This window comes from Streptococcus sp. 29887, assembly GCF_032595075.1.
GTDB lineage: Bacteria > Bacillota > Bacilli > Lactobacillales > Streptococcaceae > Streptococcus > Streptococcus iners.
This window is the reverse complement of the sequence record NZ_CP118735.1, coordinates 454,574-468,705: the sequence shown is the minus strand read 5'-3', so window position 1 is coordinate 468,705 and position 14,132 is coordinate 454,574. Positions and strand designations below refer to the sequence as shown.

Here is a 14,132-nt window from a genome sequence, read left to right as displayed (position 1 = left end):
ATTCCCTCCTAGTATTCTTCTAAAACTAATTCAAGTTTTTGAGTATCTGTAATGTCATTCGTAAAGGCGCGGAAACTATTCGTGCCAAGTGTTAAATTAATGTAAGCTGGCTCTTTTCGGTTCAGTTTCATTTCGTGTTCCATAGCTCCGCTAAATGCGACAGATGGACTGAAATTGTTAGATAGCGCAGAGATTCCGGTCTTGATTACAGCAAAATCCGGAGTGATATCTATATTGTTCGATAGCAAATTTGAGATGGTGTCAGCGACCCCGGACACAGTATTTTTTACGGTGCCAAACCCAGTTTCTAACCCTTTATTCAAACCACCCATGATAACATTACCAGCTGGAATCAAGAGTCTTCGGTCATAACTGATTGGGCCTTTGTTGTTTCGAATCCAGTCAGCGATGCCGCCGATGAAGTTCTTCACACCTTCATACGCAGATTTCAAACCATTCAAAAATCCATCAATAATGGCACGCCCTGCTGCGAAGAGGTCGATGTTCTTTAATCCATCGAAAATGCCTTTCACTCTTTCGACCAACTCCGACACACTATTTTTCAAATCTTCCCACGCACGCTTTGCCCCAGAAACAAGATTGTCGATTGTGTTTTGGACGCTTGATTTGAGGTCGTTCCATGCATTGATTGCTGTTGACTTAATGTTTTCCAATGTTGTCGCCAAGAAAGACTTTAACCCTTCCCATGCACGTTTCGCGCCATCAACAAGATTTTGAATAGTATTCGAAACGCTTGTTTTTAGGTTCTCCCAAGCGGTAGATGCCGTTGACTTGATACTTTCCCATGTTTGGCTCAAAAATTGTTTTGTGTTTTCAAAGCTTGTCTTGACGAAGTCGACTACAGCGTTAACCACGGTATCAAAAATCAGCTTGATGCCGTCCCAAACCTTTTGAAATGCATCTTTAATGGATTGCCAGATTAAATCAATATCGGCTTGTAGCTGAGTAAAATTCCCTGTCACGAGGTCGAGAATAATCAACAAAGCCCCCATAAAGATGGATTTGATGAATTCCCAGACACCTTGAAACATCATCTTGATGCCTTCCCAAAGCGGAATAATAAAGTCTTTAATCGAATTCCAAACGGTCTCCCAGATTCCTTTGATTAAATCTAGCCCAGATTGAAAAACAGATTGTAGAAAAGTGATGGCGACTTGAACCGATTCAAGAATAGCCGTCCATGTATCTGATGCAAAGGTTTTTATCGCTCCCCAGACGGTTTCCCAAACACCTTTTAGATACTCCATACCTGTCGACAAAGCTGCCGAGAGAGAATCAATTGCAATTTGCAATATAGACTTAATCGCTTCCCAAATCGTTGAGAAAATCCCTTTGAACGATTCCCATGCTGCATCCCAGTCGCCGTTGATTAATGCAGTTGCGGTATCAATAATTCCTTTAATAACATCAAAAGCAGTTTGGATAATCGTTTTAATAATTTCCCAAACACCAGATATAATTGGACTCAAGGTGTTCCACACTGCAGTAGCGACCGAAACAATAGTGTTCCATAAACCAGACATAAACGGCTCAATTGCTTGCCATACTGATTTCACTTTTTCGACCACAGTAGATATAACAGATGAGAAAGTGCTCCAAGCCGATGAACCGAATGAGGTGATACGATTCCACAAGGCGCTGAAAAATTCCTGAAGCGATTCCCAAACCCCTTTGATAGATTCGACGATCGGAGCGGTTTCAGCCACTAACCAATCCCAAACCTCTGTCGCTTTCGTTTTGATGAAATCCCATGCTGTTGCGAAAGCGTTTTTGATTGACTCCCAAGCGGATGTAACGACATTTCTAAAACCTTCGCACTTAGCCCATAATGTCGCAATGACAGCGACTAGGCCCACCACAAGGCCGATGACCCAACCAATTGGATTGGACATAAACGCAGCACTCAAAACGCCCCAGGCGGCTGAAAGACCTCCTGTGACAGTTCCTGCCGAAGTTAAAGCGGTTCCTAACGACCCAATAAATCCAAGGGCACCACTAATCCATCCACCAATTTTGCTAAAAATATTCAGACCGCCAAGAGCTGCACTAGCAACCTTTGACTCCCCCGCAAGAAACGTCAACGCAGAACTTGCCGCTTGCGAACCTTTGCTCATGCCGAGTAAAGCGTTCCCTGTATTGAAGATATTTTTTCCGATGTTCAATCCAGTTTTGGCAGTCGTTACCGCACCAGAAAATAGCTTAATCGCGCCTGTCGCGGTGTTAATAGTCGATCCTGCTAACTTAAACGCACCAAAAGCTAACGCAATAGCTTTTATCTGAGCAGGTGAAAGTTTCGATACAGCATTCGCAACTTCAGTTACCGCATCAGCGACTGTTTTAAATGCAGTTCCGACTGTTGCGCCCAAGTTCGACACATCTCCGCCAGAAAATGCTTTAACGACATTCTTCAAGGCTTCCCACAAAGCATTGAGCGCATCTTTTGCACTACCCAGCGCCCCAGAACTAGTAAAACCCGAAACAAAGCGCTTAGCAGATTCATAACCTTTTTGAAGGCTGCTAGAGATTTTGGAAATTACGCCATCGATATCAATCCCGTCTAAGAATTTCCCAAGCCCATTTGCAACCTTAGAAAAATCAATCTTATCTAGTTCAGCACCAACAGCAGATATAGCTTTTATTCCAAATTTATTTAGATGGTCAAAAGCAGACATCAATTTATTGGATAACCCTTCCTTTGTCCCATCAATCGCCTGGTCAACCGTTTTAAACTCTGTAGCCATCTTTTGAAACGAACTATTTGCGTCTCCGGCCACAGCAATCATTGTGTTAAAGAAATCTTCCGTGGAGACTTTTCCGTCTTGAACAGCCGTCACCAATTCAGATGTCGTCATCCCCATTGCTTTTGCGACAGCTGAAATACCTGCTGGCGTTTGTTCCAACATTAACTTAAAATCAGCCCACGCAACCGTTGGTTTGGCTGCCATCTGCACTGCTTGTTGAGACAAGGTTTTCATGGCCTGTGCTGGATTTTCAGCCGCACCAGCCAAACCACCAAAAGCCATGACTAACTTTCCTGTGTCTTTGATACCAACCGCAGCAAGCTGAGCATAAGTGGAAGCCATGTCAGACGCAGAATAAATAGTCTTGGTCGCATAGTCCTGCATAGAGGCCTTTGCGGCATCAATTTCTTTTCGACCAAAACCCAGCTCTGACAAATTCCCATCGAACGTTTTCCATGCCTTGGCAGAGCTAGTCAAATCTACACCCATAGAGGAAAGACCCGCACTAACAAGACCGGTCATCTTAGAAACCGCAGAGCTGACCAGATTTGCCCCCAACATGCTCTTAAACATGGAGGTTGCTTTATTGCTTGTTGAGTTAAAAAAGTTAGACGCTTTGTCTAGACCGGTGATTGCCTTATTGGCCTTATTTAATGTTGAGGTAAATGATTTATCAACGACTGATAATACCGCTTCAACTGAGTATGATTCAGCCATTTAACCCTCCTTTCTAAACGTTGGCTTTTTTCAGCAAGCTATACAATTTGTCATCCTGTATCACATCCAAATCCATCTTGCCAGTAATCTTCTCGATAGCCTTTTCATGATCAAAGAAATCTTCAAATTTCTTAAAGACATAGACTTCATTCTTGCCCCTTTTCTTAGTCGCCTTAACTTGGCGATTGAGCCAAGCTTGTTGATGAAGATTATGCATGGTGTCGATACTTTGTAGAGCCTTTCCTGTCATAAGCAGGTCATACTCATACAAAGTCATTCGCCCGATAGCGTCCATATCTGTAATACCAAGAAAGCGAACGCAGTTGATGACAATTTGCTCAAAGGTTTCAGCCGAGCTTAACGGCTTTAGGCTTCGACCTTCTCCATTTCGCGCTTGAGATTGCCGATAAAGAGCTTTGACGCATTGGACTGTTCCAATTCTGTCTCAACTTCCAAGAATACCGCCTCGATATCCTCAACCTCATCCAAATAGTCACAAATCGCATCAAAACTTGGACGGGATTTCTCTGTAATCGTACCAACATGGAGATATTCAGCCAGTGTCGTAATCTTACGAGCCAACAAGAATGGCGCCGTTGTTTCAAGACCCATTCCGAATTCACCACGATCATCTTTCATGACATGGCGCTTGTCCATTTCCGTTACAAACTTCACGCCAAACTTAACTTGATACGTTTTTCCTTTGATTTCCAATTGCATGTGTTTTTCTCCTTGCTAAAAAATAAAGCGCCCAATAACGGGCGCAACCTTATGAACTAGATTTTACAGTCGTATCCTCAAAGACGTACTGCACCACTTGAGCCTGTTCTTCGGTAAGTGTCGCTTCTCCTTTGGCTCCTACGCCATTAATGCCAAATTCCATTTCGAGCTCAACAAGGTCTTCGGCGTTCTTAGTTTTGTTAAAACTGGTTAAATAGCCTTGGTAGTACGTCGCCTCATACTTATTGTTAGATGTATTCTTTGCACCTTTTTCAATTTCCCAAATTTCAACTATTTTCCCTGCATCCATTGCAGATTCCAATTTTTCGACCAACGGGTCTTTTTCAGCCATAATAGATGTCGCTGACAATGTTGCTTCGATACCGCCGACCGTTTGAAGCACTCCGTCTTTGGTTTGAGACGTGCTGGTATCACGGCTCTTCTCTGTGCTATGTTCTGTCTGGAACGCTAGCTTTGCAGCAACCTCTTTAGTCGCATCGTCTAAAATACGAAACAACAAAATTGAATCAATACCTTTTTTTGCTACCGGCATAATTACTCCTATCTAACTGTAAAAACAAGGGTTAACCTCGCTCGTTTGAGCGGGTCAACCGTAGTAGTATCATCCATCATTTCGATAGATGATTTTGCAATATTTAAAGACCAACGATATCCGTCAGTCTGCTCCACGGACAGGGCTTGCGCAAAAATAGCAGACCCCATATCTGAGACCTGCTTTCTTTTTTTCTGCAAGCCCCAGACGCTAACAAGCAAGGTCACAGCCCCCTTGATATCTGTCTTATTTGGCACATGGTCCGTAGTCGTTGATTCTAACTCAACAAATGGATAAGGCACCCTGTCCATCGGCTTATAGTCATAGACCGAAAAACCGAGATTCCTAATCCGTTTGTACATTTCATCGAAAATTGATTGGTCTCTTGTTTTAATCATTTAACCAACCTTTCTAGATCTTTGACAAAGTCTTTTTTCACTTCGTCAAAAGCTGGGCCAACAAACGGTTGAGCGCTCATATATCGCGTACCTTTTTCTAGATAGGCGGAATAATGAGTGGTCGGACCAGCTTTCGCAGTCAGTTTGTTTGCAGAAATGGACAACTGCACCGAACGCCTCGTTGCACCAGTCGGTTTAACAAATTTCTTGCCTTCCCAGTGCCCACGAAATACAGCTTTCCTAACAATCGTGCGTTGTAATTTTGCGCCGTTTTTTTGGACAATGTCCTTTACTGCGTCCATTTTTTGAATCGCTTTCAGCTTCTGCCCTAGTTTATCCAATCCAACAAACTTCATCGTTGCTTTAACCAATGCTGTTGTCTCCTTCCAAGTATAAAACCTTTGAGTTCTGTTTATCAGCCAGGACTTTGTATTTTTTATCTTTGTAAACACAAACGACGTTAGTGACTGTTAATGGATTTTGAAGATAGCATATCTTTCGCTCTAATGCATAATCGCCAAAAATCTGCATCGATTTCTCAACGCCCAAATCGACGATGTGACAAGGCAAAACAAATTCTTCATTGGCACCGCTGATGTACTCGCCAATATCAGGGTCATAGAATTCAGCTCCAGTTTTTATGAAAACAATTCTATCCGCGTATCTCATATCATTTTAAACCCCGCTTGGAAGTCGCTAGCAAACTGACGGTGAATAACCTTGTCGTAGCTAGCAAAATCATCAAGGTCAAACGACATAGACAGTCCTTCGACCCCGTGACTTGACATTCCTTCTGAACCTAGCTTGTTGAATCGTTTTACCATCACTTCGACAATGACAAACTCCAATTTGGCAGGGATTATTTCTTGCCCTGTATAAGCTATGAAATGAGCTTCTGTGAGCTTCTGAATCACTTCCAAGAGATTATCTTGCAAGTTATCAGAAATCCCCAACAGTGCCTTTACTTGCTCGATAATCCCCATATCGTTACTCCTTCAAGGCTTCAATCAAAGCTTCTTTGTCAAGGGCAGAATAACCCTCAACGCCCTTTTCTTTCGCCACTGCTTTCAATTGCTTGATTGTCATTTCTGACAAATTAAGCTGTTCTTTTTCGTAATGACGACGTAATAGCATTCCCATTAGTTGCCTCCGAATCGTACCACTTTCGTATCGTCATAGAGATAAACACCATAATGCTCATCACCAGTGATGACTGTAGTTTTCTTCAAGATGTCGCGGTCAGTCTCAACAGAAACATCGCGTTTCATGTTGATAACAAAAGCGCCATAACGAGCATCATCCTCTGCATCTGTCGAACGTGCGGAAATGGCAACGATAAAGCCTTGGCCAGCCGTCACTTTCTTAGAACGAACGATTTCAACACCCAAGACTTCACCAAACACACCAGAAACAAGCGCTTGAGCCCCAAGCTCAGACCCACGCAAAAAGTCTTTGCCTGCTGCAGTACGTAACTTCATAGCATCTACCGGGTTGAAGATACCAACATAACGCACATCTTCCTCATCAGCAAAGATATCGAGTGCTTTTTGGATGGCTTCAAGTGTATTCGGCGCATCTGTTACGTGCTGGGTAGCTGTCTTAGCCAATTCGATAATATCGCTATCCATCTTATCGGCAATAGCCAGACGGAGTTGACGAACAGCTTCACCGACAGGGTCACCCATGCCAGATAGGATAGCTTCATCAGTGATTTCATAACCTGTAGCGATTTTCTTGATGGTCATTTCAGTAGTAGTTGTTCCAAGCTTGTTCAACGGAATTGCTTGACCTTCTGCTACTTCGGATGCAGCACCTGTATAAGTAAACTTCGGTACAGTCAATTTTGTACCAGGTTGACCAACAAGTGTGCGTTCAATGGTTGCTAGAGGCGTAAACTTCAAAGACTTAGGCAATTTAGCAGAAATATGATTTGCCATTACCTGTGGATTGATTAAATCTGCGATTTTAGTTTGTGTCATACTTTAATATCCTTTCGATAATTTCTCATATAGTTCTGGATCAGATTTTTGCAAATCCAGTTGAGCACGATAGCTCATGCGATTAAATTGCTCTTGGGTAATACTTGCTGAAGTGGTTTGTTCAACCTTCTTCGGCGTCTTACCTTTGAGCATTTCGCTAACTTTCTTGTCAGCAAGGTCATTCACTAAAGCCGAGAAGCTATCTACGGCCTCTTGAGTAGCTTCTGCGGTGTCTTTGACGACAAAGCCTAGGATTTTATCATCAGCAACCAAACCACTCTCAGAAAGCATTTTGGATGCTTCTTTTTCGAGCCCACTACGGTTGATTTTAGCTTCAAGTTCAGCGATGTAATCAGCTTGTTTCTTAGTTTCATACTCAGCTTTTTGCTCGGCGTTCATCTGACGTAGCTTTTCGGCCTCATCCAGCTTTTCCTGAATACGTTTGTTAAACGATTTTTCTTGTTTAGCCAAACGCTTTTCAATCAATGCGTTCACTTCCTCTTGAGTGAATGTTTTTTCAGTAGTCTCAGCCGTCTCCGAGGTGTCGACTGTCTCTTTTTCGGTTTCAACTACTGTATCTTTAATATCTTCTGCCATACGGCACCTCCTTTTTAAGTCCAGAGTGGACTGATTAACCTTGGCTTTTAACGTCTTCAAAGTTTGGACAAAAAGAAAACCGTATGGAATTCCACACGGTTAGGTTATGCGATTGGCGCAGTCTTTCCTGCTGTCAAGATGTGGCACCTCCTAGTCCAGAAGGTCAGCCGATACAGACCAACCTGCAATATTATCAAAGTAGAAAGCACCACTTTTTTCTTGATTTGTACTCTTTCCAAAGTAATCGAAAGCAACATATTCATCTGTCACATCCACATTACTTACATCTTGAAACAATAATGTTTCGCCATTTTTCAAAAAAATAATAATTTGTTTTTCCATTTTTCTCCTACTTTCTACCGAACCAAGATTTTTTGGCATTACTATTGGCCACTTGCTTCTCGATTTTGTCAAATCTCGCATTTGTAGCTTGTGCATTGCGTTCAATAATCAAACGTAGATCAGTGATTTCTTTTGCCTGCTTAACAATCTTGTCATTCTGCTCAGTCACAGCCGACATAAGCAAATGCTCACGAGCTAAACACTCAGCTAACTTGATTTCAAGCCAGCGTTTCTTTTTGATGCGTTTGTTCATAGCGACCTCCTTTCTATTTTTTGCAACAAAAAAGCACTTAGATTTCTCTAGGTGCTTATTAAACAATTTTATAATCAGCTAAAAAACCATTGGTTAAAGGCATAGTTGGATAAAAATCACGTTTGGCAACTCTATCAAAGATTTTTCTAACCTTATTCACAGGATCCCAAATAATGAGGTTGCCGAAATCATTTCCGTAATCCATAAAAATATAATTCAAAGGTGTCTTACCGTCAATCGGACTCTTGCCTGGAGTTCCTATCTTACTGATATTTACAAAACATTTCATCCAATCATCATACATGGTTAATCACCTCTTTCTAACCTTATTATACCATACTTCTTCGGCTTTTTGAGCTAATAACTCGTATTTTTCAGGATTATTATAGACTTCCTCAGTACCGTAAGTCAAATACTGTCGAACATGCTCGTTCTCATGAAGTAATGTTTTAACCAGTTGCTCTTCGCTAGTAAAAGCATCGGGGTATAAATAAATTTTTCCGACCTCTTCTGCCGAAGCACCCCCGCAAAAACCTGTTCCAATCAAATCTTTTTGTTTGACAAGGATTATCTTAGAATTGCTTAGGTCGATATCAAAGTCACGAGCTAGCCTACGAACGCTTGAAAGCCTCATCGGGATTTTAAGAGCTTTAAACTCACCCTTCAACGCTCCTCTACGGAATAATTGAGGTTCTTCATTCGACAGAGTATATGTTGATTTCGAAACATTCGCCCCTGTCGAACAATGGCACCAAGGGTGCATGGGAGCAGCATTCTCTCCAGGCTCCATGTCCTTGACTTTGAATATCTTTCCGTCCAACTTAGCGCAGTCCCTACATGCTGACGGTTCTGCGATGAATTCATATTCATCATAACCATTTGCGATATAGGCTTGTTTCTGTCCCTCGGTAGCTACTCGAGCACCTTCTGTGACTGCCAAACGCTTGGCTTCACTAACAGTAACATTGAACTCCTTCCGAAGTTGGGCAACCATGGTAGTCGGGTTTTTCCCTTGTAACAACAATCGCTCTGTCATCCTGGCAACAACTTCACGCAAAGCAGTTTGCCTTTTCCAGATATTGTCAGACCAATTGGCTCCATGGAAAGGAGTATTTAAGATAGCCTGTGCCGTAGTACCGATTTGACTAGCTGTCAAAACAGACTGACCAAGCAAGCCAGATTGTGTTTCTATGGCCTTGATAAATTCGTCGTTCAAAAAACGCTCCGTCAAATTTCGCTCATCTTCTGCCAGAGCAATCAATTCTAGATCCAGATTATATTGCAACAAAGCTAGCCGATTGGTCTTCATTTTCAAGTTGTACAATGCCAACTCAGAGTTTGCCCGTGCAGAAAAATTCTTCTCGGCCACATACCGCTTGGCTTTCTCCTCGAAAGACTTGACATCAAAATCATCAACTCGAGCCTTTACTTCAGCCAAGGACAAACCATTCTTATCAGCGTAACGTTGCTCAAAGGCTCTAATTTCCTTTTCTAGCTCGTTAAAGTGATAGGAGTATAATCTATCCATTTCAACGCCTAACGTCGCACCACGCTCCATTTTGGCTAGCTGTTCAGCTTGTATCCGTTTTTTCCAATCATCACTCGCCATCAGCAATCACCTTCTGACTATCTGGCTGAAGGTCTTTGTCCGTCATCCGCTCATTTATGGCGATTTGTTTAGATAACAAGCTGGAACTCTCTTCTTCTTTTGCCATCTTCTCCAATTCATCTTGTGGGCTATCCACAATAGATAGAACAGATAACTTAGTAGCATTGGAAACTTGACCTGAAAGCTGAGCTACAATCTGCGCTTCCTCGAGTACGTTGCGTGGCACATTTCTTGTGAATTGGTACTTGATACCCGTCCAGCCATCGCTCGGAACACTTGCCATAGGCACATTAAAGACAATCTCATACAGACGATTAAAAGCGGACTGCATCTTCCTATCTTTCATCTTGGCTAGATTATCCATAGCTTGTAATTTAAACGCTAGGGCAGTCCCTGAAGCATTTCCAAAGTCTTCCTCGGACAGATTTGCGACCATAGACACCGCAAAGATGGACTCTTTGAGTAAAGCAATTAGATTTTCTTGAGTTGTATCTGAGTTTGGCTTCTCCAGGAAGCCAACATCAGGCAACGGGCCGTCCAAACCGTTCTTCCATAAATTGAAGATACGATTCTCACGAATCTGCCCAGCCATATCTCCGTCCAACTCAACACCTACTACTTTCAAATAAGCGTCAGCAAAATAGTCAACATCATTGGCTTTCTCGCTTGCAGCCTTGTTCAATGCATTAATTAGTGTCTTGACACTATCAAAGATGCCTTGACGTTCCTCGTTCTCAATCAATTCAACGACTGGTAATCTGCCGTAGATGTGAGGAGTACGTTCGTGAAATGTGACGCCACCTCCCTGTTGAAAAGTTGCGTCAATGACTTCCGACGCAGTGATAACCTGTCCATACCCAGTTGCCGCACCCTCATCAAATGCGTACCGAACAGCAAAAAACGGCTTTTCTTGGATACTGTCATCGTGGACAATAAGCATATTGACTGGGCTATTGTAGGTTGTTCTGGTATTACTTTCTTCATCCTGATAGACATATAGAAAAGCATGGCCGAAAATATCTGCAATCTTGGCCAGCTCAAACTCGCTGTCTTCCATGTCATTCAATTTACGGAAATTGTCAATGAAATCTACAACAGCAGTATCATCGTGAGTAATTTTCACTGGAACTCCGATTTGATACCCACTGAACGTATCAACGATATATTTAGCATAATTGATGACTAGTCTATTATCTGGTTTCCATGGGTCTTTAGGACTACCCTTTAAAATACTATGATTTGACATGTACATGTCTTCGTTTTCAAGATAGCCTTTAAGTAATTTTGAACGATGCAAGTCAACAGCATCTGCCACCAACTCTGGCGTAATTTCTTCCGCTGATGTTGTCAATAGCTTTCGTTTGTTTATGCTAACTAGCGACATTAAAAACCTCCCTTAAATAATTTGATTTTGCTACCAACCCCCTGAAATTTTGAATAGATAGCATAACGAAGTGCATCCAGTACATCATCATTCTTCTTTTCTGGCTCGCCTGTTTTCTCATTCCAGACATACTGATAGACCTCATCCTTGAATTTTTCAACCTTTTCTGAACAAACAAAAAAGCGACCTTGCTTCATCAACTTAGCCACTTGTTCAATTCCACTCAGAACAGATTTATCAGCGTTCACACATTTTAAATGCTCCCGTTCAAACCGTGCGACATGTTCAGGTCGGGCGGAGTCTGCATAGAAATAGATATTTCCATAACGAGATTTGATGTCTTTAGCAATCTCCACCCAGTAATCAATTTCTTGGTACTGCGCCGAGTATTCTTCTAAAAGGTAGACTCTACCATCTGCCGTTTGTCCACAAACAACAATAGACCCATGGTGTTCATATCCCCAGTCAACACCAGCATAATAGATTGTGATGTCGTCTGTTGGAATGTCCTCGCTAGATATGAGCATATCTTCCTTGAAATCACGATAAACAGCCCCTTCACCGCTGACCCAACGACCGTAGATACCACGTTCTGTAAACATACCGCTCGGCGTTGTTGCGATAAGGTTCTCAATGTAGCGCTGATTTAAGAAGGTATTATCGAATATCGTAAAATGATTGGCGATAATACTCTTGTCATCTGCTTTGTCGATATAATCTTTTTTTAGCCAGTGATTTGGATGGTCTGGGTTAGTGTCGCAAATGATACGAGCGCCAAACCCTGAACAACGCTTGCGAATTTCATCAAAGACTTCCTTGTTGGCAAGTGTCGCTTCGTTGATATAAGCTCCGTATGCCGTCATACCACGGATAGCGCGTAAACCAGCGACAGAACCTGTGAAGGTCGTAACCACATACACGCCAAACAATGTGAAGTTTCCGTGCTTATCAAACTTGAAGTCGATACCGTATTTCTCCGATAGTTCCTGCAAGATGTTAGTCCGCAAAGTACCAGCACTGGTAGCACCAAGGATGTACATTGGATTGTCAACACCGCAAGTCTTAGCATTTCTTTTCGCTCTGCGCAACTCCATGAGGAACAGATCGTTGTCCAACTGGGTCTTACCTGCACGAACAGCTCCATGGTTTATCATCATGTACCAATCTTCACGCAAGGCCCGTTTTAGAATGCTGAGTTGCTTATTGTGGTACAATCTATCTATTCCCATTTATTTCCTCTTCTAATTTGTCAAACAGCTTGTCTAGGGCTAGTTCTGTTCGATTGACGTTCTCGCTGTCAGACAGCATTTTAACCAAGCTATCTGCTGATTTTTGTCTTTCTTTGATTCTCGGAGGGACTTCCTCGATGCTGGTAGTGCCGCTGATCGAAGTCACAATCTCGAAATCAGTTTCTTCTCCTCGTAATACTCTTGTGTGGAATTGCTTTATTTCGACCAAGGATGCAATGGATAGTTCTGTACTACGTTTTTCAAAGTTTTCCTTTAATATTTTAATAACTTCTTGGACGTGAAAAAAGTCGGATAAAGTGACAAGTTTATTTGCTGTATTTTTCGCTGACTTATCCGAATACCCCGCCTGTCGCGCTGCTTCCGTAGCATTCTTAAATCCACTTGAAACATAAGCGAGTACGAACTGCTTCTGTTTTTCTCTTGCTGATGGCCAATCTGACATCAGCTTAATTGCATCGCTAGTTAGCTCGTCAATAATTTGTTGATGTCTATCAATGACCATCACCTCCAATCAAAATTAAAAAGCCACACTTCGTTGTGTGACTAATGCATATTGGGTCAGAGCGATATGCAATTCTCTGACCTCATCGAGCCAAGCCCCTCTTAGGGTTACTTGCTCTTGACACGGGAACAGCAGGAATCGAACCTGGTGCCCTATGGTTGTTCCAAATAAGCACTACCTCATCTGTCCCCCAAACGCTGAGATTACACGTCTTATTGATTGTCTTTCGCAACCTTATGAGTTAGTCGCTTATCCACTAGAATCCCTCCCAGTAACAATCATGCACGGTTGGTTAGACCAACCACCCCTTACGTCACAAACTACTAAGCCGTTTTTCAATTAACGAAAACCCCGCTAAAGGTCTAGGCTGCTTTACTCTTCGACTTCACTCTCCTCCTTGCGAGATTCAAGTGGGTAGCCTAGCTACCGAAGTGCACTTTCATTTTGCGACGGGCGATGTCTTTCGCTTTAAAACAATATTTTTATTCCAAACATAATAAACTCTATGCATTGTCAGCATACCATAGACGTGCATCGCCATGCGTTTCGTTTCCTTTTGAGAAACAAAATGCGCAACGCCTATTATTACCTTCTGGTTAGCAACCTTCCGGCTCGTTACATATCCACGGGTATTCAACCCAACAATATGTAACATGGTGTCCGCTCTTGACGCGACTCTCGAACTTTGACACCTTCTTCATCCTCCATATTCGTCTCAAGCACTACTGACGTAGTCCATCACCGATTGGCTCTTGGAAAAGCTCTTTGACTTCACACGTTGCCACCTAGCAGATGACACAAGAACTTGATTGCTTAGATTGACCATTGCTGGCACTAAGATTGGTATGTCATAATCTTAGTTTTCCTGTGTCACCACAGATTATCTAGGCTAAGCCCTAAAGGAGAGTGTGGGATTCGAACCCACGGACCGCACGTAGGCGGCCACCCGTCTAGCAAACGGGCGCATTCGACCAACTCTGCCAACTCTCCCGAAATAGATACCGAGTTCGATTTTCTAAGGAGATTGGTTGTCAATTAATAATGACTGAAAAATGTAAATACATAT

The 14,132-nt window shown here is 42.4% G+C and carries 18 protein-coding genes and 1 tRNA gene; all 19 read right to left on the bottom strand.

Translation table 11 applies throughout. The annotated features are described in order from the left end of the window. Positions 1 to 8 precede the first annotated feature (8 nt). The 19 genes from PW252_RS02435 to PW252_RS02345 all read right to left on the bottom strand — a co-directional run bounded on the left by PW252_RS02435 (position 9) and on the right by PW252_RS02345 (position 14,056). Positions 9 to 3,479 (bottom strand): tape measure protein, encoded by a 3,471-nt coding sequence (locus tag PW252_RS02435; protein ID WP_248049327.1) that lies wholly within the window; start codon positions 3,477 to 3,479, stop codon positions 9 to 11. 13 nt (positions 3,480 to 3,492) lie between these two features. Then, on the bottom strand, positions 3,493 to 3,756 hold the full coding sequence (locus PW252_RS02430; RefSeq protein WP_248049326.1) for a hypothetical protein: 264 nt from the start codon (positions 3,754 to 3,756) through the stop codon (positions 3,493 to 3,495). Positions 3,757 to 3,845: 89 nt separating this feature from the next. Continuing rightward, positions 3,846 to 4,199, bottom strand: a complete 354-nt coding sequence (locus PW252_RS02425; RefSeq protein WP_105160796.1) for a tail assembly chaperone — start codon at positions 4,197 to 4,199, stop codon at positions 3,846 to 3,848. Positions 4,200 to 4,248: 49 nt separating this feature from the next. Next, positions 4,249 to 4,752: a phage major tail protein, TP901-1 family gene (locus tag PW252_RS02420; protein ID WP_248049325.1), complete on the bottom strand. Its 504-nt coding sequence runs from the start codon at positions 4,750 to 4,752 to the stop codon at positions 4,249 to 4,251. A gap of 8 nt (positions 4,753 to 4,760) precedes the next feature. Further along, positions 4,761 to 5,150 carry a phage capsid protein gene (locus tag PW252_RS02415; RefSeq protein WP_248049324.1) on the bottom strand — a complete coding sequence of 130 codons (390 nt, stop codon included), beginning with the start codon at positions 5,148 to 5,150 and terminating at the stop codon, positions 4,761 to 4,763. Then, positions 5,147 to 5,521 carry an HK97-gp10 family putative phage morphogenesis protein gene (locus tag PW252_RS02410; RefSeq protein WP_306455673.1) on the bottom strand — a complete coding sequence of 125 codons (375 nt, stop codon included), beginning with the start codon at positions 5,519 to 5,521 and terminating at the stop codon, positions 5,147 to 5,149. The genes PW252_RS02415 and PW252_RS02410 overlap by 4 nt, the downstream gene beginning before the upstream one ends. Continuing rightward, entirely contained in the window at positions 5,514 to 5,819 is a 306-nt protein-coding gene (locus PW252_RS02405) for a hypothetical protein (protein ID WP_248049321.1), read from the bottom strand. Before PW252_RS02405 ends, PW252_RS02410 begins: the two co-directional genes overlap by 8 nt. Further along, complete coding sequence (locus PW252_RS02400) at positions 5,816 to 6,133, bottom strand: phage head-tail connector protein (RefSeq protein WP_248049320.1); 318 nt, start codon at positions 6,131 to 6,133, stop codon at positions 5,816 to 5,818. The genes PW252_RS02405 and PW252_RS02400 overlap by 4 nt, the downstream gene beginning before the upstream one ends. A 4-nt stretch (positions 6,134 to 6,137) precedes the next feature. Continuing rightward, complete coding sequence (locus PW252_RS02395) at positions 6,138 to 6,290, bottom strand: Rho termination factor N-terminal domain-containing protein (protein WP_248049319.1); 153 nt, start codon at positions 6,288 to 6,290, stop codon at positions 6,138 to 6,140. After that, the gene (locus PW252_RS02390; protein WP_248049318.1) at positions 6,290 to 7,129 is read right to left on the bottom strand and encodes a N4-gp56 family major capsid protein; all 840 of its coding nucleotides are present in this window, start codon (positions 7,127 to 7,129) and stop codon (positions 6,290 to 6,292) included. Before PW252_RS02390 ends, PW252_RS02395 begins: the two co-directional genes overlap by 1 nt. A 3-nt stretch (positions 7,130 to 7,132) precedes the next feature. Beyond that, positions 7,133 to 7,726, bottom strand: a complete 594-nt coding sequence (locus PW252_RS02385) for a DUF4355 domain-containing protein (protein WP_248049317.1) — start codon at positions 7,724 to 7,726, stop codon at positions 7,133 to 7,135. A gap of 150 nt (positions 7,727 to 7,876) precedes the next feature. Further along, entirely contained in the window at positions 7,877 to 8,068 is a 192-nt protein-coding gene (locus tag PW252_RS02380) for a hypothetical protein (RefSeq protein ID WP_248049316.1), read from the bottom strand. Positions 8,069 to 8,075: 7 nt separating this feature from the next. Beyond that, on the bottom strand, positions 8,076 to 8,321 hold the full coding sequence (locus tag PW252_RS02375) for a hypothetical protein (protein ID WP_248049315.1): 246 nt from the start codon (positions 8,319 to 8,321) through the stop codon (positions 8,076 to 8,078). Between the two features lie 58 nt (positions 8,322 to 8,379). Then, positions 8,380 to 8,625 (bottom strand): hypothetical protein, encoded by a 246-nt coding sequence (locus tag PW252_RS02370; protein WP_172097069.1) that lies wholly within the window; start codon positions 8,623 to 8,625, stop codon positions 8,380 to 8,382. 6 nt (positions 8,626 to 8,631) lie between these two features. Continuing rightward, positions 8,632 to 9,930, bottom strand: coding sequence for a minor capsid protein (locus PW252_RS02365; RefSeq protein WP_248049313.1), 1,299 nt, complete (start codon positions 9,928 to 9,930; stop codon positions 8,632 to 8,634). Further along, positions 9,920 to 11,314, bottom strand: coding sequence for a phage portal protein (locus PW252_RS02360; RefSeq protein WP_248049312.1), 1,395 nt, complete (start codon positions 11,312 to 11,314; stop codon positions 9,920 to 9,922). Before PW252_RS02360 ends, PW252_RS02365 begins: the two co-directional genes overlap by 11 nt. Next, positions 11,314 to 12,543: a PBSX family phage terminase large subunit gene (locus tag PW252_RS02355; protein WP_248049311.1), complete on the bottom strand. Its 1,230-nt coding sequence runs from the start codon at positions 12,541 to 12,543 to the stop codon at positions 11,314 to 11,316. Before PW252_RS02355 ends, PW252_RS02360 begins: the two co-directional genes overlap by 1 nt. Then, the gene (locus PW252_RS02350) at positions 12,530 to 13,066 is read right to left on the bottom strand and encodes a terminase small subunit (protein WP_248049310.1); all 537 of its coding nucleotides are present in this window, start codon (positions 13,064 to 13,066) and stop codon (positions 12,530 to 12,532) included. The genes PW252_RS02355 and PW252_RS02350 overlap by 14 nt, the downstream gene beginning before the upstream one ends. 900 nt (positions 13,067 to 13,966) lie before the next feature. Then, positions 13,967 to 14,056 (bottom strand) — tRNA-Ser (locus PW252_RS02345). Between the last annotated feature and the right edge of the window lie 76 nt (positions 14,057 to 14,132).